This window comes from Lachnospira hominis (ex Liu et al. 2021) (genome assembly GCF_014287955.1).
GTDB classification, from domain to species: domain Bacteria; phylum Bacillota; class Clostridia; order Lachnospirales; family Lachnospiraceae; genus Lachnospira; species Lachnospira hominis.
In genome coordinates this window covers 54,764-79,288 of the sequence record NZ_JACOPD010000008.1, presented here as the reverse complement: position 1 = coordinate 79,288, position 24,525 = coordinate 54,764, and the positions used below count along the sequence as shown (strand labels likewise).

At 45.1% G+C, this 24,525-nt stretch carries 25 protein-coding genes and 3 pseudogenes; 4 read left to right on the top strand and 24 right to left on the bottom strand.

What is annotated here, in order from left to right:
• Positions 1–111 precede the first annotated feature (111 nt).
• The 4 genes from H8S01_RS11265 (at position 112) to H8S01_RS11250 (ending at position 3,158) form a co-directional block, all read left to right on the top strand.
• Positions 112–549 (top strand): sigma-70 family RNA polymerase sigma factor, encoded by a 438-nt coding sequence (locus H8S01_RS11265; RefSeq protein ID WP_118341339.1) that lies wholly within the window; start codon positions 112–114, stop codon positions 547–549.
• Positions 533–775: a helix-turn-helix domain-containing protein gene (locus H8S01_RS11260; protein ID WP_002604473.1), complete on the top strand. Its 243-nt coding sequence runs from the start codon at positions 533–535 to the stop codon at positions 773–775. The genes H8S01_RS11265 and H8S01_RS11260 overlap by 17 nt, the downstream gene beginning before the upstream one ends.
• Positions 776–1,233: 458 nt before the next feature.
• Complete coding sequence (locus H8S01_RS11255; protein WP_002604472.1) at positions 1,234–1,407, top strand: transposon-encoded TnpW family protein; 174 nt, start codon at positions 1,234–1,236, stop codon at positions 1,405–1,407.
• A 77-nt stretch (positions 1,408–1,484) separates the two neighbouring features.
• Positions 1,485–3,158 (top strand): recombinase family protein, encoded by a 1,674-nt coding sequence (locus tag H8S01_RS11250; RefSeq protein WP_002604471.1) that lies wholly within the window; start codon positions 1,485–1,487, stop codon positions 3,156–3,158.
• 7 nt (positions 3,159–3,165) lie between these two features.
• Here H8S01_RS11250 and H8S01_RS11245 read toward each other — a convergent pair.
• The 24 genes and pseudogenes from H8S01_RS11245 to H8S01_RS14490 all read right to left on the bottom strand — a co-directional run.
• A pseudogene (locus H8S01_RS11245) lies at positions 3,166–3,357 on the bottom strand (recombinase family protein); the annotation flags it as partial.
• Between the two features lie 54 nt (positions 3,358–3,411).
• A complete protein-coding gene (locus tag H8S01_RS11240; RefSeq protein ID WP_001820669.1) occupies positions 3,412–3,603 on the bottom strand; it encodes a hypothetical protein in 192 nt (63 codons plus the stop codon).
• A gap of 71 nt (positions 3,604–3,674) precedes the next feature.
• Entirely contained in the window at positions 3,675–3,905 is a 231-nt protein-coding gene (locus H8S01_RS11235; protein WP_001206986.1) for a YdbC family protein, read from the bottom strand.
• Between the two features lie 45 nt (positions 3,906–3,950).
• The gene (locus tag H8S01_RS11230) at positions 3,951–4,805 is read right to left on the bottom strand and encodes a ParB/RepB/Spo0J family partition protein (RefSeq protein WP_000743700.1); all 855 of its coding nucleotides are present in this window, start codon (positions 4,803–4,805) and stop codon (positions 3,951–3,953) included.
• Between the two features lie 8 nt (positions 4,806–4,813).
• Entirely contained in the window at positions 4,814–5,779 is a 966-nt protein-coding gene (gene mobV, locus H8S01_RS11225) for a MobV family relaxase (protein WP_001820668.1), read from the bottom strand.
• Positions 5,780–6,303: 524 nt separating this feature from the next.
• A complete protein-coding gene (locus H8S01_RS11220; RefSeq protein WP_001170964.1) occupies positions 6,304–7,329 on the bottom strand; it encodes an AAA family ATPase in 1,026 nt (341 codons plus the stop codon).
• 154 nt (positions 7,330–7,483) lie between these two features.
• Positions 7,484–7,958, bottom strand: a pseudogene (locus tag H8S01_RS11215) (RNA polymerase sigma factor).
• Positions 7,959–8,041: 83 nt separating this feature from the next.
• Complete coding sequence (locus H8S01_RS11210; protein WP_000323895.1) at positions 8,042–8,467, bottom strand: sigma-70 family RNA polymerase sigma factor; 426 nt, start codon at positions 8,465–8,467, stop codon at positions 8,042–8,044.
• 94 nt (positions 8,468–8,561) lie between these two features.
• Complete coding sequence (locus tag H8S01_RS11205; RefSeq protein WP_000241709.1) at positions 8,562–9,074, bottom strand: sigma-70 family RNA polymerase sigma factor; 513 nt, start codon at positions 9,072–9,074, stop codon at positions 8,562–8,564.
• A gap of 596 nt (positions 9,075–9,670) precedes the next feature.
• Positions 9,671–10,891, bottom strand: a complete 1,221-nt coding sequence (gene tet(40), locus H8S01_RS11200; protein WP_024407615.1) for a tetracycline efflux MFS transporter Tet(40) — start codon at positions 10,889–10,891, stop codon at positions 9,671–9,673.
• Positions 10,892–10,941: 50 nt separating this feature from the next.
• A complete protein-coding gene (gene tet(O), locus H8S01_RS11195; protein WP_117686175.1) occupies positions 10,942–12,861 on the bottom strand; it encodes a tetracycline resistance ribosomal protection protein Tet(O) in 1,920 nt (639 codons plus the stop codon).
• Positions 12,862–13,227: 366 nt separating this feature from the next.
• Positions 13,228–13,602, bottom strand: coding sequence for a TnpV protein (locus tag H8S01_RS11190; protein ID WP_186837240.1), 375 nt, complete (start codon positions 13,600–13,602; stop codon positions 13,228–13,230).
• Positions 13,603–13,656: 54 nt separating this feature from the next.
• A pseudogene (locus H8S01_RS11185) lies at positions 13,657–13,899 on the bottom strand (macro domain-containing protein); the annotation flags it as partial.
• The gene (locus H8S01_RS11180) at positions 13,900–14,241 is read right to left on the bottom strand and encodes an arsenate reductase family protein (RefSeq protein WP_117918755.1); all 342 of its coding nucleotides are present in this window, start codon (positions 14,239–14,241) and stop codon (positions 13,900–13,902) included.
• A 1-nt stretch (position 14,242) separates the two neighbouring features.
• Positions 14,243–14,461, bottom strand: a complete 219-nt coding sequence (locus H8S01_RS11175) for an aspartate dehydrogenase (RefSeq protein ID WP_117918756.1) — start codon at positions 14,459–14,461, stop codon at positions 14,243–14,245.
• Complete coding sequence (locus H8S01_RS11170; RefSeq protein WP_117918759.1) at positions 14,448–14,921, bottom strand: YaiI/YqxD family protein; 474 nt, start codon at positions 14,919–14,921, stop codon at positions 14,448–14,450. The genes H8S01_RS11175 and H8S01_RS11170 overlap by 14 nt, the downstream gene beginning before the upstream one ends.
• A 21-nt stretch (positions 14,922–14,942) precedes the next feature.
• The gene (locus H8S01_RS11165) at positions 14,943–15,314 is read right to left on the bottom strand and encodes a VOC family protein (protein ID WP_117918761.1); all 372 of its coding nucleotides are present in this window, start codon (positions 15,312–15,314) and stop codon (positions 14,943–14,945) included.
• A complete protein-coding gene (locus tag H8S01_RS11160) occupies positions 15,311–15,691 on the bottom strand; it encodes a DUF4186 domain-containing protein (RefSeq protein WP_117918763.1) in 381 nt (126 codons plus the stop codon). Before H8S01_RS11160 ends, H8S01_RS11165 begins: the two co-directional genes overlap by 4 nt.
• 4 nt (positions 15,692–15,695) lie before the next feature.
• Positions 15,696–16,382: a PAS domain-containing protein gene (locus H8S01_RS11155; protein WP_117918765.1), complete on the bottom strand. Its 687-nt coding sequence runs from the start codon at positions 16,380–16,382 to the stop codon at positions 15,696–15,698.
• Between the two features lie 135 nt (positions 16,383–16,517).
• Entirely contained in the window at positions 16,518–17,444 is a 927-nt protein-coding gene (locus H8S01_RS11150; protein WP_117918767.1) for a DUF6674 family protein, read from the bottom strand.
• Between the two features lie 60 nt (positions 17,445–17,504).
• Positions 17,505–18,194, bottom strand: coding sequence for a SpoVG family protein (locus H8S01_RS11145; RefSeq protein WP_005340521.1), 690 nt, complete (start codon positions 18,192–18,194; stop codon positions 17,505–17,507).
• Positions 18,195–18,227: 33 nt separating this feature from the next.
• Positions 18,228–18,596 carry a hypothetical protein gene (locus tag H8S01_RS11140; RefSeq protein WP_117918769.1) on the bottom strand — a complete coding sequence of 123 codons (369 nt, stop codon included), beginning with the start codon at positions 18,594–18,596 and terminating at the stop codon, positions 18,228–18,230.
• A complete protein-coding gene (locus H8S01_RS11135) occupies positions 18,589–19,206 on the bottom strand; it encodes a class D sortase (RefSeq protein ID WP_117918770.1) in 618 nt (205 codons plus the stop codon). The genes H8S01_RS11140 and H8S01_RS11135 overlap by 8 nt, the downstream gene beginning before the upstream one ends.
• Before the next feature lie 13 nt (positions 19,207–19,219).
• On the bottom strand, positions 19,220–21,766 hold the full coding sequence (locus tag H8S01_RS14490; RefSeq protein WP_243036948.1) for a helicase-related protein: 2,547 nt from the start codon (positions 21,764–21,766) through the stop codon (positions 19,220–19,222).
• Between the last annotated feature and the right edge of the window lie 2,759 nt (positions 21,767–24,525).

Sequence of the window (24,525 nt, the reverse complement as noted above, 5' to 3'; positions counted from 1 at the left end):
CTGAAAAGCGCACTCAAGAGCCATCTCCCGAACGGGTACGGAGCGAAAGGGGCAGAGAGGACAAGCCCTTAACTCCCGTCCTCTACTCCACGCGGGAAGGAGGTGAACTCTATGGAGCTATCTTCTTCCGACAAGGAAAGAATACAACATCAGTACGACGCATTAGCAAAGAAAACTTTGGTCGGCGAAGCGAAAAGCCACCGCCGCACTCTTGCGAAACGCGCAGCACGCGAAGTTACTTTTTCGGATTTGAGCGAAAGCGAACTCGCGCAGCTTTTCACAACGGACGAATACGAAAGCGATTATTTCCGTTTTCAAGTGTCCGGCTTTGATGTACTCGTCAAAAATGAACTGCTTGCCGAAGCCCTTAACGCTTTGCCCGAAAGGAAACACGACATTATCCTTTTGTCCTACTTCTTGGATATGAGCGACGCGGAAATTGGCGAACTGCTGAATGTTGTACGCACGACGGTTTTCCGGCACAGGAAATCCGCGCTTGCGAAAATCAAACAGTATTTGGAGGGAAAAGCAGATGATGAATACCGTTAGGAAGTCTGAAAATCTGTTGCCGTTCCCTGTCATTTCCGCAGCGGCAAACGGCGACACAACCGCCATGTGCGCGATCTTGAAGCACTACGAGGGTTACATAGCGAAACTTTGTACCCGCACGCTGAAAGACGACGCGGGCAATACCTATTCCTATGTGGACGAGGAAATGCGTAACAGGCTGCAAGTGCGCCTTATTACCCGCACCCTTGCTTTTCATGTAGGATAATCTTTTAGCCCATGCGGGGAGCGTGTCCCCTTTCCACGCTTCCCGTTATGGGCTATTTGTCGTTCCGCAAAAGCATATCCGCTGTTGATGTGCTTTTGCAGGCCGACAAAGCCTATTGTTCTTTGACAAAGAAAGCGGCCTTTGGTGCGCAGCATAACAGGCAAACGGGTACATTCCGTCTGTACCGAGCCAGTCGGCGGGTACGCCATGACAGCTTTTCCCCATAGGGGAAAAGCCGAGCGAGAACTACCGCGCCGTAAAACAGGTTTAGCAGCTTGTGGGCGACGACATACAAGGCGGCACAATGATACTCCCGCGTTGAACACCCTCAAAGTATTGCGCGGCGCACCCATAAGCATGGGCCGGGGTGAAACTCCCGTGAGGTTGCAGCTAACAACCGCCCGTTTTTGCCTTTTGACGAATATAGTTTATCCATACAGGAAAAGGAGGTTTTTCTAATGGATAAAAAACAGACAATTACAACCGAACGCAAAATAGGGAAAATCACCTATCTTGTTCAAGCGTTGCCGAGTGAAAAGGCAACCGATACAATCCATAAAAAGATTGAGAAACTCATTGTAAAGGATTTGCAGAAAAAGCCCGGAAATCCGGGATTTTTAGCGTCCGAGTAGTGCATTAGGCGGCGGGATATGGTATAATGATAGCAACACATTATACCTGTTTATTCGGCTGTCGGAAAGGAGGACTAATGTTACAGTCGAATAAAATCACCGCCCTTTACTGCCGTTTAAGTCAAGAGGATATGCAAGCCGGAGAAAGCGGAAGCATACAGCACCAAAAAATGATACTTCAACGCTATGCGGACGAACACCATTTTTTGAACACAAAGTTTTTTGTGGACGACGGATTTTCCGGCGTGAGTTTTGAGCGCGAGGGGCTGCAAGCGATGTTGCAGGAAGTGGAAGCCGGACGAGTGGCGACGGTCATTACCAAAGACCTTTCCCGTCTTGGCAGAAACTATCTGAAAACGGGCGAACTCATAGAGATTGTATTTCCCGAAAACGGAGTACGCTATATCGCGATCAACGACGGAGTTGACACAGCGCGGGAGGATAACGAGTTTACCCCCTTGCGGAACTGGTTTAACGAGTTTTACGCCCGCGACACAAGCAAGAAAATCCGCGCAGTTAAACAGGCACAGGCGCAAAAAGGCGAGCGCGTCAACGGGGAATATCCATACGGCTATATCCCAGACCCGAACAACCGCCACCACCTTATACCCGACCCGGAAACCGCGCCGATTGTCAAACAGGTTTTCGCTATGTTTGTTAGCGGCGTGCGTATGTGCGAAATCCAAAAATGGCTTGCGGAAAACAAAGTCTTGACGATTGGAGCGTTGCGCTATCAGCGTACAGGACAGGCGCGGTATCAGCGGGCAATGATCGCCCCCTATACTTGGCCGGACAAAACGCTCTATGACATATTAGCAAGGCAGGAATATTTAGGGCATACCATAACCGCGAAAACTCACAAGGTATCCTACAAGTCGAAAAAGACCCGGAAGAACGAAGAAGAACAACGCTATTTCTTCCCAAACACCCATGAGCCGCTTGTTGACGAGGAAACCTTTGAACTTGCGCAAAAGCGGATTGCTACCCGCCACCGCCCGACAAAAGCAGCGGAGATTGATATTTTTTCCGGCTTGCTGTTTTGCGCTGGTTGCAGACATAAGATGTATTACCAACAGGGCGTAAATATCGAGCCGCGCAAGTTTTCCTATTCTTGCGGCGCATGGCGCAACAGGGCAAGGACAGGCAGCGAGTGTACCTCTCATTATATCCGCAAAAACGTACTTCTTGATTTAGTGCTGGAAGATATGCGGCGGGTTTTGCGGTATGTTAAGGAACACGAACAGGACTTTATCTGTAAAGCTACCGAGTACGGCGACATGGAAGCGAGAAAGGCATTAGCGCAGCAGCAAAAGGAACTTTTCAAAGCACAGGCGCGTATGACCGAACTTGACACGCTTTTCCGCAAGCTGTATGAGGACAACGCATTAGGCAGACTGACAGATGAACGGTTTGTGTTTCTAACTTCCGGCTATGAGGACGAAAAGAAATCCCTTGCCGCAAGGATAGACGAGTTACAACAGCAGATCGCAACCGTTACCGAGCGAAAAAGGGATATATCAAGGTTTATTCAGATTGTCGGGAAATACAGCGACATACAGGAATTGACCTATGAAAACGTCCATGAGTTTATCGACCGTATTTTGATACATGAATTAGACCGGGAAACCAACACCCGGAAAATCGAAATCCATTATAGCTTTGTCGGACAGGTTGATACCGAGCAGGAGCCGACGCAAGTTGTCAACCATGACCGCCGCAACATGGTAGATGTAAAAAGTATCGCTATCTAACCCCAGCAAAATTTGTACCAGAATAACCATCGTCCACATACGTTTTTGCTATGTGCCATCCCTGCTTTTTCACATAATCCGTGAGGATGGATTTCTGTGTCGCAATGCTCGCACTCTCGTTATCCGTACCATCGTCTTTAGATAAGCGGCAATAAATGCCGACTAAATAGATTTTCTTTTCTTCTTTGATTCCTGCCATACTGTAAAACCTCCGTATCTGTCCTATCTGTTTTCATGTCCCATTGCGTACATTCTAAGCGGACAGCCCCTCATTGTCGAAGGTGTCGCCCTCGGCAATCTTCTTCCGAATATCCTCGGAGATAATCGGGACAAACGCTTCTGTAACGGTCTGTGTGCCGACATATTCACGGCTGATTATCATCTGCACTGGTGCTTTTGGCACGATACGCTTTCTCTTTTTATCTGCTTTCTTATCCTCGCCCATACTTAAATCTTCCTTTCCAGACAGGGCAGGGAAGAGTTTGGAAATGTCCCCGCCCTGCCAATCAGATACCATTAATCCTCGCTGTTTAATTCTTTCTGTAATGCTTTAAGGAGTGCCGCCGCTTCATCAGCGTTCAGCGTGATTCCCTTGCCGCACTTTTCACGGTTCGGGGAAAAGCTGCGGATGTCATACTTCGGCTCTTTCCCATTCCATGAAATGAGATTGATTTCCTTTGTGTAGCCACTGTCGCCCGTAGACAATACTGCGATTTCCTTTACGATTTCATACTGGATTTCTCTCATTCTCCATACCTCAACTCTCTGTATTTACTTCCCGAAAAAAGAAGATTAGCGGCTGTCACGGTTGCGTTTCCTCTGCAACTCACGCTCCAAAAGTTTGATGATGGTTTCCTCCATCTGCTTCGGCGTTGTGTTCTTCGGAAAGTATTTTTTCAGCTTGCTTGTGTTGATTTTCAAGGTTTCTTTCTGGTTGCCCTTTTCCTCCGTCATAATCGCAAATATCGTATCCATGTCAAGCCGCCCGCTCTGGCTTAACTGTTTCATCCGCTGTGCCTGTGAGAGTGAGGGCGTTGCTTCTTCGCTCTCCATCGTGGCAAAGAGGTTTTCCTGCTCGTCTTTCTTCAAGAAGGACAGTTCCACCGCAGGCGTGAGGGCGATTTTCCCCTCGTCCACCATCTGCAAAATCGGCGGTATCAGTTCCGTCAGGCGGATAAAACGCTGCACGGTCATCCTGCCCACGCCGAAGCCCTGTGCCACCTTGTCGTCCGTCCGCAACTTCGTCACAACTTGTGACGAGGTTAAGTCTGTGCGGAAACCCTGCCGCTTCATGGCTTCGGATTTCATCTTGTAAGCAAACGCCCGCTCCGATGGCAGGATATTCTCACGCTGCAAATTGCTGTCTACAAGGGTGATGATGGCTCGGTCACGGTCTAAGGGCAGGACAAACGCAGGCACGGTATTTATCCCTGCAAGTTCAGAAGCACGGACACGCCGCTGTCCTGCAATCACTTCATAACCGTCCCCGTCCTCTTTCGGGCGTGTGATTATCGGCGTGACAATGCCAAATTCCTTGATGCTTTCCGCTAACTCTGACAGTGTTTCATCTTCTGCCACATGAAACGGATTGTCGGGGAACGGGTACAAGTCTTTGGTCTTTAACACCTTAAAATCCTGTTTCTTCATTCACATATCTACCTTTCTTTCGCTCTGCTTCTATGATTTTTCTGCAATTCTTCCAACACTTCGGGCGGTATTTTTGACAGCAGCCGCCCCATCTGCTCGTTGGTTCTCTGCAATTCAAATATCTTCTGATTCGCTTTCTGCACCTTTAGTTCCTGCTCGTACTTTTCATCACGCATACGCCCCGCATAGTCTGATTCCTGCCCAATTCTCTCTTTCAAACTGTCGATATACGCCTGCTGTTTCCCGATTTCCTTAGAGAATTTCTCCACGTCTGGCAGCCATGCAGAGAGTAAATCTAACGCTTTATCCCTTTTCTTCCCTGCGTTAAAGGCGTTGATGTCGGATAGGGCAGACACGATTTCTTCATACTGTTTATCAAGCCTGCCGCCTAATTTATAGAGCCATGTGGGGACGTGTTTCCGCTTGGTTTCCATTGAGGACTGCCCCCGTTCAAGCTGATTCCACCGTGAGGACATCCGCTCATGGTAGGCGGTCTGCCACTCGGATAATGATTTCTGGTTGCCTAAGATAGCTTTCGCTGACAGCTTATTGTCTGGCGTAATCGGCACAAAGCAGAGGTGCATATGGGGCGTTCTCTCGTCCATATGGACGACAGCGGAGAGGATATTCTGCTTTCCAACACGCTCCGAAATGAAGTCAAGAGCCGTCTGGAAATACGCTTTTTGTTCTTCGGGCGGTAACTGGTTCATAAATTCTGGTGAAGCTGTGATGAGCGTTTCCACCATCATCACGCTGTCTTTCCTTGTCCTGCACCCCGCTTCGGCTACCATGCGGTTAATCTCTTTCTTGTAGGTGTACTTTGGTGGTGCTATGAGATGGTAATTGTTTTTAGAGCGTTCCATATCTATATCTGGGTTGCTTTTGTAGGCTTCTTTCTTCCGCTCGTTGTGGCGTTCACAAGCCGCAACGCCGCCCGCTTTTCGTTTCTGGAAACGCAGGATTGCATAAGGCATAGGCGGATTCCTCCTTTCTTTCGGCGGGTGACCGTCCTTTGGGGTGACAGCGGTGACGGTGGTGACAGCAGTTTTGGGATACCCCCTGCCGACTGCCGCAACTGTCACCCTCACCCCCTGCATGACGGTCATGTCGATGATGACGGTGTTTTTGGGATACCCCCCTCGCAAGAGCCGTCACCGTCATGCCGCCATTCTTTTATCCGAAGCCGTAAGGCGTAGGATAGCAGGGCACAGCCCTGCCTTAAGGGAGTCCAGAGGGAACGTCTGGCACACGACTTTGCAGGGCAAAGTGTAGTGTGTTACACCCTGTAAACGCAGTCGGAAAAATCGGAATGATTTTTCTGACCGCAGGGGTGATTTTACACGACCGAAAAGGGCGAGTAAATCTCACGCCTGCATTTTGCGTTTACGGGGTGTTCTCCCGTAGGGATGACAGCGGCAGGGTATCCTAAAATCACTGTCACCACCGTCACTGCTGTCACCCGCAGGGCAGAGCCGCCAGCTTTACATGGCTTTAAGCGTCAATGACAGTAACAGGGGGGTATCCTAATATCGCTGTCACCACCATCACCGCTGTCACCCGCCCTCCTTGCAAGGGCAATCCGCCTGCCGTCTTTCCTGCGGCTGTACTGGTAGCAGATACGGTTCTCGCTTAAAAATGTGGTGCGGTATTCATTCAGCCATTTCGTAATCACCGTGGGTATGGTTTCCGTTTCCCCCATAGCGGCTAACAGTTCCGTTGCCGTGCCTATCCATTCTTCCTTATCCCTCATAAAATCCACCAACCGAAAAAGGACATCTGGTATCGTTTCTTTCGCAAGCTGCTCCTGCGTTTTCCGCTCCACAAGCTCCCAACGGCAATCACGGAAACGCAGCGTGTATTCCTGATAAGGCGTGTCCCTGCCCGTCACATACAGCTTGGCGGTGTCAGACGCACGTTTCTCCTTTTCCAGAACAAAGGTAGCGTCCGCACTCCCCGTTAATCCTGTCGTCCCAGACACCTTGTTGAACACGTCGCTGTCATTCTGCTTTCGGATGTGGTGTACGACAATGACCGCCAGAGAGTGCCTGTCGGCAAAGTCTTTGATGAGGGAGATGTCCCCATAGTCGCTTGCATAGGCATTGTCTTTTGAAGCTGTACGGACTTTCTGCAAGGTATCAATGACAATGAGCCTGCTGTCTGGGTAATCTTTCAGATAATCTTCAAGCTGCACGATAAGACCGTCTGACAGCTTGCAGCTTGCCACGGCAAAGTGGAGCCGCCCGCTTGCTTCGTCCGTCAAACGAAATAACCTGTCCTGTATGCGGCAGAACGTGTCCTCAAGGCAGAGGTAAAGCACATCGCCCTCCATTGTCGGCATATCCCATAAAGGGATTCCCTGCGACACGCATAAGCATAGCTTCAGCATGAGCCAGCTTTTGCCTATCTTCTGTGAGCCGCAGAACAGCGATAAGCCTGTCGGGATAAGGCTGTCCACCACAAAGGATGGTTTCTCAAGCGGTTCATAAAGGAGCGTTTCGGCGTTGACTGTCTGTAACTTCTGCATGGCTTTCCTCCTTTCGGGCGGTGTCTTTGTTTTCGTTGCACATAGGCGTTGACCTCCTTAAAAATAGATTTACTCCCACGGAAAAAAGTGAGAGTATGTAATGCCGCCAATCCCACACAAATAAAAAACAGATTTCTTTTTCGGGCGGTGTCGGTCACGGTTGGAGATATTTCTTCAATTTCCGCCTTTACTTTCTCCTTTGCAATCGCAACAGATTTCTGTATTGCCGAAGCGGTGCAATGCTCCATAGCGGCGATTTGGTAAAAATTGAACTCATACTCGTAGTAGAGCAGGAAACGCCGCCTTTGTATCTCTGGAAGGCTCCCAACCGCCTTATAGAGCGTTTCATTCCGTTCTTCCTCAACCATGCGTTCATCAAGGCTCTTAGGCACACGCAACGCCCGTCTGTAAAGGGTTTCGTCCCATACCTCGTTAAACTCCCTGTGCCGCTCGTCCCATTAGAAAAGATTCCTGTTCCTGCGCTCCATCTGCCGAAACTCCATAAAGAACTGTTCCGACACTTCCAACTCGTGGGATTTGCCCTGCCCGTCCTTAAAGCTGATAAAATACCTTGTGCCGCTTTCCGTGGATTCCTCCCGAAGCGTGTATGCCTTAACCCTGTATGCCATCCTGTTGTCCTCCTGCAAAAAATGAGTGAGGGGATTTCCATCCCTCACCCAGTAGCCCGCAGGATGGCAGGCTGTTTTAGAAGCTATAAAATTTTCCGCAGCTTCTTCCGCAGATGGTCTAACCTCGCATAGATGGCACCAGTCGTCAAATGCACAAGCGGGGCAATCTCCTTTGTGGAATACCCCTGCATTTTCAGCAGGACGATTTTCAAGGTACGCCCGTCCACCGTGACTAATACTTGATAGAGATTTTCGCTCTCAATCTCTTCCAGTAACTCCGCAACCGTACCCACTTCCGCCTGCCGCTCCCTGCCTGCCATGTCCTCAAGATATTCCGCAACGTCATTCGTCCATCGGTAAAACCGCCTGTTGGAATTGAAGTCTGCCCTGTCCGCCATGCGTATCTGCTCAATGGTCGCTTCATCAACGCCGCACTCACGCAGCAGCTTTTCCTCCGCTTCTTTCCAGATACGCCATTTCCTGTCCTCCCGTCCGTGGTTGTATGCCATTCTTACTTCCTCCAATCAGAATTGATTGAGAGGGCAGAGAAAAGCCCCCTCATCTTCCCAAAGGAAAAAACAAGGGGGCTGAACGCCTTAAATTTTAATTTTCTATTATCTTTCTTAGTTTTATTAGGATTCTGGCTTTGCGTTTGTTTACAACGCTCTGGGTTATGCCCAACCTCGCCCCGACTTCACGCTCGGAAAGTCCGTCAAAAAAGATTGCCTGTATCAGCTCCTGTTCACTATCCGACAGCAAAGGCAGGGCGGCTTTCAGCCTGTCCACCATGACCGCATTGACAACGGTTTCTGCAATGTCCACCGCTTCATCAGTGATAAAGTCCAGAGGATTCCCCTCGCTGTCCGTAAATCCGTCGAGAGATAGCAGTCTATTCTTTGTATCTAATTTTTGCAGATAACGCCACCGTTCCTTGTCACGGTAGAAGTCTGTGTATTGCTCCCTCACGACTTCAAGCAGACAGCCTTGAATGGGGATAAACAGCTTGTCCATATAGGTCTGGTCGGATTCCCTGCAACGGCAGAACTCCGTGTAGGATAATTCCACATAGCCGCCACTTTCTCTGATATATACCTTTCTTGGTGCATATTTCACCATAAATACCTCCCATCTGAATTTTTGAAATGTAAAAAATCCAGATGGAGAGGCGGAGAACGACACCGCATATCAGAAACAGCCCTACGGCACTTTCCAACAAAAATCGACAAAAGAAAAACCGCAAAGGCTCTGTGACCTTTACGGTTATAGGAAATAGTAATTCTATTGTATGGAGATTGTACTTCTACTTTCAAGGTGAGAAGTACCGTTGCACTGGCAGAAATTTTTTTAACTGGTTTCCTGCCGTTCTCTGATATGCTATGTATTGATAAATTTTGCTTCGTATGAGCAGATAGATAACTGCCCGAAAAAAGGACATAAAAAAATCCCTCCAAATTTAAAAACAAATTCAGAGGGTAATTTAGGGTATAACAAAATAACCCACCCGAATATCGTTTTTTTTATTTGGTGAGTTTGTTCTTTCAAATACGAAACAAATGCTCATGTACGGTAAAGTATCACAAGAAAATTATGTCGAATTGACAGCCGCCTCCGCTATACCGAATAAGGAAATAAAGAGTCCTCAAATTTTGCGCTACTAAATGAAGACGAGCGGAAGTAATCTCCCGCTCGTCAGTAAACTTAACTATGCCATATCAATCCCGCTTCTTTCCCGCCACCGGCACTAAGAACAGCGCGGGCAACAGCAGGAAAGCGGTACAGACCAGCCCCCAGGGTATGGACACCTGCTGGGCTACCAGCCCCACAATAGGCCCGCCGATGATCTGCCCGAAAGAGTCCAGCTGTCCGCTGGTGGAAAAGACTGTGGCGCGCATTTTCTCATCCACATGGTCGTTCATCCAGGCGGCCAGCACAGGCTCCTTGATGGTGCGCATAAGCCCCGCCAGCAGGAACACCAACAACATGAACCAAAAGCTCCGCCCCACCGCGAAGAGAACCAGGCACAGGATATACCCGGCACTGGTGGACATGACCACACTGGTTCGGCTGACAGTCCCTTTTTTCTCCATGCGGGCGATGAGCAACTGAGAAGCCAGAATACCTAAGCCGTTGCCGATAAGACTGATAACACCGAACCAAGTGACGCTGTTCAGCGGCCCGATAACGGGTATTACCGTGTCATCCAGAAAATGAGCGGTGGAGAGCCGGTCAAAGCCTTCACTGGCAAGTCCCCCGCATAGTGTGATTGCTAAGAGCGCCAGCAACACAGGTGCGCCTTTCACAAAGCCCAGGTTGAGCTTGAACAGGCAGACAAAGTCTTTAAGCAAGCCCTGCCGTTCCTCAATAGCAGGGGAGAAGTTGGTTTCTGGCATGATGCGAACCATCACCAGCCCCAACAACAAGCACAAACTGCCCCCCAAGATGACAGGCATTTGCAGGTTTATGTTTCCCAGCAGTGTGCCCAGCACCACGCCCAGAACGCCGCCGATTTGCCCCATTTGACTGCCCCGCAGGAACACCTTGTCTATGGGTTTGTCCTCTTCCTCCGAGGCAATCCACGCCTCCAGAGCGCCGGTGATGAAGGTATCACCGCAACCCCAGACAACCTGGGCCAGCAGAACCGGCGCGAACCACGGTAGCGCACCCTCCATCAGAAAGCCCAGGCCGTAGAGGAACATTCCAATCAGCACCGAGCGCCGACGGCTATACAAATCCGCCACCACACCGGTGGGTATCTCGAACAGAAAGCAGGAGGTCTCCAGAACCGTCCCTACCAGGACAAGCTGGAAAGCATCCAGCTGCACCACCTCCAGGTGGTACACGATGGAAAGCACTGTGGACATAGAAACCGCCAGGGAACAGACAAATCGGAACAGCAGGTAGACAGAATATGCCTTTGAATTTTTAGCAAACATGAAGTTACATTCTCCTTTCAAATCTCATTTTATATGACTTTTGCAAGCTGTTAAGCTAACTTGTGGAACATATGCCGAACCTTATCTATACGGCTATTCGGGCGGCGGGGTTGGCAAATAAATTTACCAATAGCTGGCTGGTATCCTTTTAACTCTGTCAAGCAGACTCCCTGCCCATTTGTGAAATAAGTTAAATCGTTCCTGTATTCTTGAATACATCTAGCAGGGATTTCTCCTTTCAGAATGACCTCGTCATTCTTTATCTGAGTACTTACAATATCTGCACAATACCTTGGAGCATCATGATACGCCCGTGAGAGATATTCCTGCGGTGCATAAATTTCAAAGTGGAGATATGGCTCTAATAGTTCTGTCCCTGCTTTTTTTAAAGCCTGCTCCAATACGATAGGGGAAAGCAGCCGAAAGTCTGCGGGGGTACTTACAGGACTATAATACAATCCATATTCAAAACAGATTTTACAGTCTGTCACTTTCCATCCATACAGCCCCTGCTCGCAGCCATAAAGAACCCCCTCCATAACCGCATTTTGGAACGATTGATTTAAATATCCAAGTGAAACTCTGCTTTCATACTGCACTCCGCTTCCAATAGGGAGCGGCTCTATGGACAACCCGACAGAAGCCCAGAAAGGATTTGGCGGGACTTCTATGTGGATGGTATATTCTGCTTTTCTAAGCGGTCTTTCCATATATATAACAGTAGGCTCTTTTATTTCTGCCTCCACATGATATTTTTCCTCAAGGATGGCACAAATGACTTCCATCTGCACATTCCCCAAAAAAGAAAGTATAATCTCATGCGTTGTAGTATCCACATAATATTTTAAAAGAGGGTCGCCATCTGAAATTTCTGTAAGTGCCCCAAGCAATATTTCCCGCTGTTCAGGTTTCTTTACTGCAATCGTTGTTTGGAGCATAGGGAGAGGATTTTCAATAAATTTTCTCTGCGGCAACAGCATTTCGTTCCCCAAAATACTGTTTAGCTGCAAAACATCATTTGGTAAAATTACAATATCACCAGAGCAGGCTGTATCGGATGGATATAATTCACCGTTTGTCGGAACACACATCTCTGTGATTTTTATTTTCTCTTTTTCAGATATTCTAATAACATCCCTCAAATGCAATGTTCCGCTATATATACGCACATAAACAAAACGCCGCCTTTTCTCTGAATATTCAATCTTAAAAACCTGCCCGCATAATTCAGATTGACCTTCAGGCGTTGATGAATAAAATTTACTGGCAATCACTTCTATAAGCTGCCGAATCCCCAGATTGTTTTTAGCGCTTCCGTGATAAACGGGAAATAACGTTCCGTTTTGGAATCTCCTGTTTTCTTCCTGTTCCAGTTCTGACATTTTAAACGGTTTCCCTGACATATATTTCTCTAATAGTTCATCGTTTCCCATAATTACCGCATCCCACTGTTCCATATCGTCATTGTCCGTTACATTTATATGGGGATGCTGCCCAACCTTTTGCTTCACTATAATTTCCGAAGAAAGCTTTGCTTTCATTTCCCGATATACCATTGGCAAATCAATCCCCTCTTGGTCAATTTTATTGATGAAAAAAATTGTCGGAATCTTCATTATCTGTAGTGCATGAAACAGTATACGGGTCTGTGCCTGTATGCCATCCTTTGCAGAAACTAATAATACTGCTCCGTCTAATACGGATAAAGAACGGTATACTTCCGCCAAAAAATCCATATGGCCTGGCGTATCTATAATGTTGACTTTTACATCCTCCCACTGAAAAGATGTCACTGCTGTCTGGATAGTGATTCCCCTTTGACGCTCCAAATTCATTGTATCTGTCCTTGTTGTGCCTTCATCTACGCTCCCTAGTTCTGCAATTGCACCACTGGTATACAATAAACTTTCCGTTAATGTTGTCTTTCCTGCGTCAACGTGAGCCAGAATGCCTAAGTTAATTATTTTCATGTGATTTTCCTCCTATCAACACCCAAAAAAGGGCATAAAAATACCCAGTGATAAATACTCCTATCACTGGGTAAATAACTCCAATAGCCCCAAAACACTTATATGTTTTCGGGCATATAAAATTACATGATAAAAGTATTCTTAAACTGGGTACAAAAAACTAAGCCCCATATTAAAAGTGAAACGGGACTGCTACTTTTTGTTCCCACTATCAAATTGACAGTTTATTTAAGAATACCTTGCCGCATATTTATTAACTCCTTGTATAATACTGAATCTAATTATATTCCTTAACCCTTTATTTGTCAAGCTGACAAACTAAAGCAGAAAAAGCGGCAGGATTTCCCCCTGCCACTAATCATCTGTTTATGCAAAAATAATTTCCTTTTCCACAATCTCCCTCGCACAAGCCCTTATGTTATTGAGGCATCCTGTCCATTCTAAGGCGTTTTCTGCCTTTAGCTGTTCCGTTATGCCCTGTGCCTGTTTCATACCCTCTATGAGCCTTTCAAAGCGTTCCTGTGCCTGTCTGTTGATGTCGGCAAGGTAGCCGTTTAGCCTGCCGCTTGTAAGAAGATTGGTGTATGTAACTTTACGGTACTGTTTTAGATAATCTAAATGCCGTTGCCCCCAGATGCCTATTGCCTGTTCTTCTTCGGCGGGTACAGTTAAGCACGGTATCAAATAATCCCCTTGCCTTTCGTATTTGCCGCCCAGTTCCTCAAATAATGATTTTGCCATTGTCTGTTACCTCCACATTCTTTTTTATTTTGAATGTCCGCAAAATCCGTCCTACATCGGTCCTACAGTATGTATCACATAATCACATGACAGATTATATCCTTTTGTTATCTTTGCTTCTCCAGTCTCACATCCGTGTAGTGTCCTGCACTCCGCCAGAAGCTCCGGTCCTGCTGCTCTATGAATTGCACCATCTACACCGCCTCCGCCAAGAAGAGAGTTATTTGCTGCATTCACAATTGCCTGCACATCTGTTACTTTTGTTATATCTCCCATTAAAGTCTTAATTAAGTACATTTAGTTCCATCCTTTCCAGATATCCGGCTGATAACCAAATGTTGATTGCTTTCCGTTTCTTACTACTGGTGTTTTAATTACTTGTGGATTCTCAAGCACTTTTTCAAGCTTATCTTCATCTGCGATATACTTAATAAGAGCAAGTAAATCTTTGTCCTTACCATCCCAGTTAACCATATTTTCTAATCCACCATTTGCCTGAGCTACTGAATTAAATTCTCCTTTGCTCATACCTTTTTCTTTCATATCAATGAACTGATACTTTATGCCCCGCTCCTTGAAAAAACGCTCCGCCTTCTTAGTATCATTGCATTTCTTTGTTCCAAATATCTGTATATTCATATCAGTATTCCTTTTCTATCTCTCCATCTATTCCATACATTTTCTTGAATGCATCAAGGTCTGCCTGGTTCTTAATCAGCATAACCTCTTCTATTTTACCTGTATGAATATCCTTAAAACCTGCAACTTGTTCACCATTACATATGCTGGCCTTAATTACCGGTTTCTTATTTTCCTTATCATATGTCTTTGTAACTGTCTTTTTCCTAAATAGTCCCACTTTGAGCACCTTCTTTTGACTTTGCCATCAGTATAAGTTTTTCAAAGGACTGTGCAAAGCGTACATCATCTTCTTCCGTATGCTTTCTCGGTCCTTTCATATGATTCTTATGAGAGCTGCGTCTTGCCTTCTTGTTAAGATGTCGCTCCATAAGCATCTGATCTATGTTCTCATTCGTGTACCACTTGCCTGATTGGTGAATAACATATGCACCTTTCCCAAGTGCCATTGCAGCGACACCATAATCCTGCGATACTACTACATCCCCTTTATGACATATGCTAATTAGTTTATAATCTACTGCATCTGCTCCTGCGCCTACCACAATCACCTCACTGTAATCAGAATACAAAATATGATTCGTATCACACAGCAATGTGATGGAAATATTGTATTTCTCTGCTATTGTCTCAACAATGTCCACTGCCGGACACGCATCCGCATCTACAAATATCTGCATTTTTTCTCAAATCCGCTTTCTTCAGTTGTGGCTAACTGGTGTTCGTACTTCTATAAGATTTCCTGATGGATCATAAAATCTTACAAGCTTCTGTCCACATTCAAGTTCCATTAAATCCGTAACATAACTTACAACATACTTGCCAGACTCCAGTTTTTCAATAATACCTTCTATATCATTATCTTCAAAATAAAGTTCTGTCATATTGTTATGTGGAGTTGTATGTATTTTTGTACTATCATACCATACATCTACATCCTGCAATACAAGCCCCTCTGACATTATCACATTACCTTCCTGCCTTGTAATCACACGCAGTCCAAACAGTTCTTCATAAAAATCAATTGATTCGTCAATGTTATCAACAATAATCAATACATTTTTCAAACTCATATTTTATGTTCCTGCCTCTCCATTTCTTTTTGAATCCATGTCATAATTACATCTACAAGATAATCCTGCTGCACCTGACTTAGTTCCTTGCCAGGCTGCATTTTATGCCACTTTCGGATGCGCTCCCTGCAGCATGTTGCTGTAGCGTGCTGAGCAATAAATACTGGATGTCCACGCATTGGTGTCTGTTTGCCATCATTTGCTATATATGCCGGAGCTTCTCTCTTTGCAATAAAATCCTTTGCATGTTGTCTTATTGTATCAAGACCTTTTTCATTTATGTAATCAATATCTTTCTGCTTCAGATGGAAACTGCTTCTGAACTTGGAATTATCCAGTCTCTCAAATAACTGCTTGTACCATTCATCCTTAGTCATATCATCACCACAAATCGTATGGTTTCATGGTTTCTGAATTTCGATATTCATGTTTCTCATAATATCCTATCAGATTACCCTCATCTCTGAGTGCCACCATGTAAACATCTTTATTCTGTTTCTCATTATGAAAAGTATAAACGATATTATGTCTTTCATCTGCTGCAAACCAGTCCACTACCTGCTGTATTCTATCTCTTGATTCCGGATTATGGCAGTCTAACAGGCTTCTTCCGATAAGTTTGTCGCCTCCTCGCTTCGCATAGCTGGTAACAGCTGCCGGATTCATGTAGATAATCTCATGTTTGAGATTGCATATAACAACGGATGCCCTGTCCTGATCAACAATGCTCTTATAAAAGCTGACATATGATTTAAACTCAATCAACTTTTCACTATCAAGCCTCTTCTGAAGTTGTGGTTTCTTTCTTCGATAATAATCGTATATCTCTCCATCTGGTATCCAGATTTGTGCCTCATTTATCTTATCAAGTACAGCTTCAACAATCTGTTCATCAGCTAATGAATCCGGGGCTTTTTCATGTTCTGCTACATATTTTTTATATTCTTCATACACCCAGCCTGTAATCTTATCCTTCTGTTTCATCTTGAGATTACTAAACTTCTTGTTCATCTGTAAAAGCTGACCATCTATCTTTTTATGTGTTTTTGTCTTTTTACTTTTTGCCAAATTTCTCCCACCTTTATATAATTAATAACTTTTGCTAGTATAGCGCATGTTTCGCATTTATCTTTTCACATTATAACATCTATCAAATTGATCCGCACTAAAAAAGGACGCAGAATCTCTCCCACGTCCTCAAAACTATCTGGCTTTATCTTCTCTTACCTTTGATACTTCCTTATGTGCCGCTTCCTGCTTCACCTCATCCACACCTCTAGCATCAAATGCATCTGCATTATACTGATACTCCTGTGGTTCAGCAACCATCGGTGAATATACAACCTCTGCTTCCACTCGCTCAGCTTCTGCCCTCTCCGGCTCTGTCTGTTCCTGTTCCTTTGTTTTCACATTCTCCATATACTTTTCCTTATCAAGCTGCACATTCATAGCCAGATTATCCAGCTTATCTATAGATGCATCCAAATGCAGCTCCATTGATACAAACAACTTTCTCACTGCTTTCATAGGTGCAAGCACCGCCTTTGTAATGGGATGTTTCTGCTCTTTCTGTGAATAATCCACCTCTGGCTTGTCAGCAAAAGTACGGAATGCATTAGCTGCTGTCTGACCAGCTTCACGAAATCCTTTTGTAAGAAGCGCTGTCTTTGCTATATCCTTATCCGTGGTCTTGATTGCACCTCTTACATTCTCTCGGATATCAAGAAGCCTTTTCTTAATTGCTAAGAACTCCGACACCCTGTATAATGCAGTTCTTCCCTTTGCCTTTGCTTCATCAACTATGCTCTTTGCTGTAGATTTGACCTGTTCTTTCACTTCTAATACCTGTGACTTTATCTGCTCACATCTGGTATTAAGTCGCTCCTGTGCTTCTGACAATGCCTTTTTTGCATTATTGACAAGTGTATCTTCCTGCATTTCTTTGATCTGGTTCTGCATGTTGGTGAGTTCTTCCATCATGGAATCAATCTTTTTCTCCAGACCATCCACATAACTGCATATTTCAAATACATCATTTGCCTGCTCTTTCATGGTATTCTTTTTTAGTAATTTGAGAAGTTCCCTTATAACCTCCTCATTGGTAAGTGTTTTTCCTGCTTCCATATCCATTCTGTTTCCTCCATTCTGTAAATGGGGCAGCCTTGGCCGCCCCTGTACTCTGATTACTGATTATCGAAAGGGCGTCGCCTCTTTGTCCTTCTCTTTATCGGGATTGCCATGATGTTTCTCTGCACTCTCTCTTGCCTTTTCGTTGCTCTTATCCTTTGCTTTCTCATATTCAGAGATAATCTCATTATAGAGTTTTTCCCTGAAATCCTTTGTGACCGGATAGCAGACATCCTGATAGATTGGCTTGCCCTGCTCATCCACCTGCTTTGTCTTATAAGAAGGCATTGATACAAAGATTTTCTCTTTACCCTGCACGATATTGATATTATTTACGATGAAACTGTTTTCAAAATAAATGCGTGCAAGTCCCTTGATGTTACTACCTTCCCTCTCATAAGGTGTCACAGTTACGGAAAACTCCGGCATTTCCTGTGTACGCTCCTGCTTCTGTGTCTCCTCTTTCTCCGGTTCCTTAATTCTTGCATAGGCATCAAGGATATTGGTATAGAGTTCCTCTCGAAACTCTGCTGTAATAGGATTGCACACATCCTTATAGATCACACCGTTGCTTTCATCACGCTCATTGGAGCGGTATCTTGGCATTGATACGAAAAGCTCTCCCTTATCCTTATTCTCAAGGATTGCAATATTGGTGATCTTAAATGAATCACCGAATACCACTGTTGCAAATCCTTTGATATTGCTGCCCTCTTTTGCCCTTACTTCGTTTACCTTAATTGAATACTTCATATGCTATTCCTCGCTTTCTTTTTGTTCTTTGTTTTACTCCGGTATGATAAACTCACACCAAAGCTGTTCTATCTGTTCACAAGACAATCTGCCATTTAACCAGTTGCCAAGTGTAACGACCATTCCGTCCTGCTCATAGTAGAGCCACTCCTGTGTTTCAATGTTCCCCTCATACACGATGGTCACATCAAAATCAGGCATAAATAATCCTTCCACTGCATCCCATACACAGGCTATTCCCTGTCTGAGTGTCAGATTCAGGCTTTCGACATACACAGACCAGCCGCTTACGACTATCTGAAATTCATCATCAATCTCTGCAATATCATCCTCGATGTCAATTAGCTCTTCCATTTCCGATACTGCCTCTTCTATCTCACCTAACCGGTATCTCTTATTCATCCATCTCCGCCTCCTTATAAATGCACCTGACTACAAAACGCATGGTTCCTTTCTGGGAACAGGTAAAAAGAGTTAGTTCTTTTTCATCACCCTGTGTCTTGATGCTGTTATCATACGGATTTACTACATCTGTCTCTGTTACCTCATAGATATGCTTCTGTCCATTTTTGTCGGTTATCATTACTTCATCACCTATGGATATCTGACTTAGTGGTGTAAAAAATGTGCCATATCTGCTGCCATTGTGACCGCACAATACACAGTTGCCACTCTCCCCAATCCCTGCTGTTTCTTCTATATGACCGATCCCGGCATTAAGCACTTTACTTGTGGTTCCTTCCATTACCGGATACCGGATATCTATGCCCGGTATCTCAATGATACCGATAACACCGCCTTCTTTAAAAATGGCTTCATCCTCTTCACTAATGGAGGTTTGCTCTTCCTCCACACCTGTTTCTTCATCGTAATCATCCTCCAATGTCTGCTCAAATTCACTTATGAGCTGTTCTGTCTGTTTTTCTCCTGTTGCCCGCCAGAAAAAAGGGACTGCCATAATGGCAATCCCTGCTGTAATCAGTAGTCCTGCGACCACTTTTCTTATGCTCATATTATTCACTCTCCTATCGTGTTCTGCCCTCTCTGTCGGCTGGATAAGCACCTTTATCCTCTGCCACAATTGCTGCAGATTCCATCCTGTCATCTGTTTCTCTTTCTTTCTCCGGTCCGCTCAGGTCTGCATCCACAGCCTTTGCGTTCTCAAGGTCAAGCTGAGCATTCAGTTCACACTGCCTTGCCAGTTTTTCTTCCAGTTCCTTGCTGTATGCAAATGGCTTGTCATACTCTGCCTTTGAAGCTTCAAGGTCATTCTGGTACTGCTCAATCTTCTTTTCTAAGAAATCAATGTTCTCATGGAGTCCATTGAACAGGTTTTCCAGCTTTACCATGCTGCCGACCGGACTTGTGGAAAGTTCTGCCTTGTACTCAGTCTTTCCACGAAGCACCATATAATTGATGTCAAGGAAGTTCTTTTCCACAAGCAGCTCAAATCCATGGAACTTGCCGATTGCAGTTGTCTCTCCGGTCTTGCATTTGCTGATTGCTTCAAGCATCATCGTTCCGCCATCCACACGCTCAGTGTAAGTTGCTTTGCCTATAGTAATGGCAAATTCCGGATTATCAATCAGCTCCTTATCCCTTGCCTTTACATCCTCACGGACATTGGCAAGCTTTTCTGTTGCTGTCTTAATGAGCTTCGGGTACTTAATCATAAAGTTGTCCTGAAGTCCATATCTCTGATTGTCATAGGATGCCTTTAAGAGCTTTAATCTCTGGACATCATTGTCAATCTCCATCTTTTCTTTGATCAAAGGATTACCTGTGGCAACCGCCTTAATCTCTGCATAGGAAAGTGTTGCCTCGTCGATATCCTCGCAGCTTCGGCTTACTGCCTTGCTTGTCATAACCTGACTGATGAAACGCTGCTTATTTTCAACGAGCGACCAGTTGTATGCATCAAAGGTTCCTTTGGTGACATATCTGTAGATTGCCACCTCTTCATTTTCGTTGCCTTGTCGTATGCCTCGTCCTTCCCTCTGTTCAATAGAAGAAGGCTTCCACGGACAATCCACATGATGCATTGCAACAAGGTGTGTCTGCACATTGACACCCGTTCCACACTTGTCCGTTGAACCAATAAGAACTTTCTTTTTACCTGTCCTCATCTCCTTAAAAAGTGCATCCCTCTGTGCATCTGTCTTGGCATCATGGATAAATGCTATCTCTTCTGCCGGAATACCATACTGGATAAGAGTTTCCTTCAGATAATCATAAATAGTGAAGTCCTTATCCGGTCCCGGTGTGCCGATATCCGAAAAAATAAGCTGGCAGCCTATATGACCGTTGGCATTTCCTTTCTCATATTCTTTCCACACATTTTCTGCTACCTTATTGAGCTTTCCGTCAGGATTATTTGGTGCATCCTTATCAATCAGTCTTGCATCTGTTCCAAGAAGTCTTGCCTCATGGGTAATCTTTAAGAAGTTATCCACACTTGGATCAACTCCACCACCTCTGATACGCTCTGCCCTCACAACAAAGTCTTCCATAACCTGCTTCACATACCAGTCAGGCTCCGACTCCACAATAATAGGCTTGCCTCCTCTGAGGGCTGGCACATCAAGGTCAAGCATGTCTGCGGTCTGCACATCAGCTACCTCTCTAAAGATATTCATAAGCTCCGGCAGATTCGTAAACTTATTAAACCTGCTCTTAAAACGGAAACCGCTTCCCTCTACAGTAAGCTCAAGTGCTGTTGTCACTTCACCAAAGTTCGCTGCCCATGAATCAAAGTGATAAATCCCCATCTCTTCAAGTGCCGCTTTCTGTAAGTAAAGCTGCATGACATACATCTCACACATGGTATTGGATATTGGCGTACCTGTCGCAAACACAATGCCTCTGCCATCATTTATCTCAGACAAATACTGGCATTTAAGCTGCATATCCGTTGACTTCTTCGCTCCACTGCTGCTGATACCTGACACATTATTCATCTTGGAAAAAATCGCAAGGTTCTTAAAATTGTGCGCTTCGTCAACCATGATAGAGTCCACACCAAGTTCCTCAAAGGTTATAAGGTCATCCTTCCTGCTCTCATCTGATAAGGATTTCAGCTGCTCCTCCAGCTTTTTCTTCTGGCTTTCCATCTGTTTTACAGTCCAACGCTCCCCGTTACGCTCCTTCATCTCATCAATCGCATAGCTGATTTCATCAATCTGCTCATTGAGCATTCTTTCCTTTCTCTCTGCTGAGATCGGGATTTTTTCAAACTGCGAGTGCGACATGATGATACAGTCATAGTCACCTGTTGCAATCCTTGATACGAACTGCTTCCTGCGGCTCTTTTCAAAATCACGCTCTGTGGCAACCAGGATATTTGCTGACGGATAAAGCCTTAAAAACTCTGATGCCGTCTGACCGATAAGTGGCTTTGGAACAACCATGATCGTCTTATTGGCAAGTCCGAGTCTCTTCTGCTCCATGCAGGCAGCCATCATCTCAAAGGACTTTCCGGCACCAACGCAGTGTGCCAACAGGGTGTTTCCTCCAAGAAGGATTCTTGCCACCGCATTCTTCTGATGTGGCTTTAACTCAATCGCCGGATTCATTCCCGGAAACTGTAAGTGACTTCCATCATACTCACGCAGACGGATGTTATTGAATGTCTCGTTGTAATACTCCACATATTTCTGTCTTCGCTCCGGCTCTGCAAACAGCCATTCCTTGAACTTCTCCTTGATCATGTTCTGCTTTTCCCTTGCAAGCATTGTCTCGTTCTTATTGACTTCGTAATGATATTTGCCATCACCGTCATCAATCCTGTCCCTTACTGTTACAGTTTTAAGATTCAGCGTATCCTCAAAAATAGAATAAGCATCCATGCGGCTTGTACCATAAGTCTTAGTAGCTGCCACTGAATGCTTATCCATGCTCTTATTCTCGATGAACCATTCCATGCTCATCTTATTTAAGTGTACCTGAATGCCTGTATTGTAAAACTGGCTTCTGACTGCCCTTGCTCTTCTTGGTGTATTGAGAAGCTCATAGATAAACTGCTCATAATCAAGCGACTCAATCCATGTCGTACCAATCTTTACATCAATATCCGAGGCTTCAATCCATTCCGGCTGCACCTTTTCAAGTGCTGCCACATTGCCTGCAAATCTTTCTGCCTGCGGATTGTCTGTATCAGCCGCCATAGCCTTTGCTACACGAAGTTTGTCTCTCACATTTCCCGAAAGATACTCGTCTGCTGTCTCCCAGCCGATGTCGGGATTGTTCTCGTTGTAGCGGTCTGGATTGAGGAAAACCAGTCCGTCCAGCTCTTCCACAAGAACTGCCCTTTTAAGCTCTGCCAAAGCATCATCACTTAGCGTTATCTCATCCACTGTCTGTCCGGACTTTTCTGCAAGTTCTTCCTTTGCATTAATAATATCCGGCTCATAGATAGAAAGCATATAGGCAAGATTTACATATCCAAATTCATTGACGGATACATTTAATGCTTCCACAGCGGTCTCCACTCTGTCTATGACTGTCTTTGCCTTAATCGTCTGCTTATAAAACATATCCGCTTTTTTCACCTCCCCATCTTCGTTTACTTCCTCAAGGCTGCAAAGAAGTGGATAATCGCTGTCATCCCTGAATGCTATTCTGTTTGCTTTTGAAGTAATGGCTCCATACTGCTTTACGAAGGCATCATATTTTACATTAAGAAGTTTCTGCTTATCAGAAAGCTCCTCCTCGCTGCAGCCATCCATCTGGATATCAATCAGCTCTCTTGTTATCTGTCTGATTTCATCAAGGCTTCGGATTCGCTCTTCGGCAGTCTGTGATACTTCTTTTTTTACCATCTCGGAATTTTCCCTGTAATAGAGTTTTCCTTCAAAAAATGTGTAAGTGTAGTTTCTCACATCCGGATCAGCCGGGATAACTTCCTCCGTCTGCTCCGCCTCATCTGCCACTCTCTCAAAATCTGTCATCTGGGCTTTGATATTACCGATAGCCTTATTGAGAGTCTCATACATATTGAAGTTCTCATCATTATTCACACAGACTGTATATCTGCTGTCCTGTCCGTAAATCCTTGTGTCATATTCCATAGATCCAAGCATCATCTCCGGATGCTCTGCAAAATAAGAGTTGACTGCAATGCCATTCTCAGTTACACCAAGGTGTACCCAGTCAGGTTCAATATCAATCTTTCTCTCCCTCTTCTGCAAAAACAGGATATCTGCTGTCACTTCGGTTCCTGCATTATCTTTAAATGCAGTATTCGGAAGTCTTACTGCTCCCACAAGCTCTGCTCTTTCAGCCAGATACTTTCGGATAGTAGGATTTGCCTTATCAAGTGTTCCCTTTGTGGTGATTACTGCAACCATGCCTCCCGGTCTTACCTGGTCAAGTGCTTTTGCCAGAAAATAATCGTGGATACGGAAGTTATACTTGTTGTACTTCGGATCAAATACCTTATAATCTCCAAATGGCACATTTCCGACAACTACATCAAAAAAGTTATCCGGATATGTGGTATTCTCAAATCCTGTAATACTGATATTGGCATTCTGATAAAGCTGCTTTGCGATTCTTCCCGAAATGCTGTCAAGCTCCACTCCATACAGCTTTGCTTCATGCATTGTTTCCGGCATACTTCCAAAGAAGTTACCGATACCCATAGATGGCTCTAATACATTGCCGCCTCTGAAACCAAACTGGACAAGTGCCGAATTTATGCACATGGCAATCTCCGGTGAAGTATAAAAGGCGTTATTTACTGTTGCCCTTGCAGCACTGTATTCCTCATCAGATAAAAGGTCTTTCAGCTCTGCATATTCTTTGCTCCAGCCTGCGTTATTCTCATCAAATGCCTGTGACAGTCCGCCCCATCCGACAAACTTCGACAGAGTTTTCTGTTCCTCAGGTGTGGCAAGCCTGTTCTCTGATTCAATCTGCTTTAAAGTGCGGATTGCATCCATATTCCACTGGTATCTGGTCTTAGCACCGCCTTTTTCCATTTCCCAGAGGTTGTAGTGGAAGTTGTGTTTTTTCTGTACTGCATCATCTGAAACCACATGTCCATTCTCATCAATCTTGGTTTCCCAGCCATTCGCTATTGCTCTTTCCCTGGTTTCAAGACGATTGGCTTTTACACTATCCTCGATATCAAAGAATCTCTTATAGACCGGATTCATCTTATCCCTGTCAGCCTTCTGCTTTGTCTCATGATAATACTTCTTCTGGTCTTCTCCGCAGTAAAATGGCTGTTTTACCATATAGGATAAAATCTCGTATAACTCACGCCAGTCGAGAGCACCTTCCTTTCGCACACCATTCCTGTTCTTATAGCTGATCTTCACATATCCGCTTC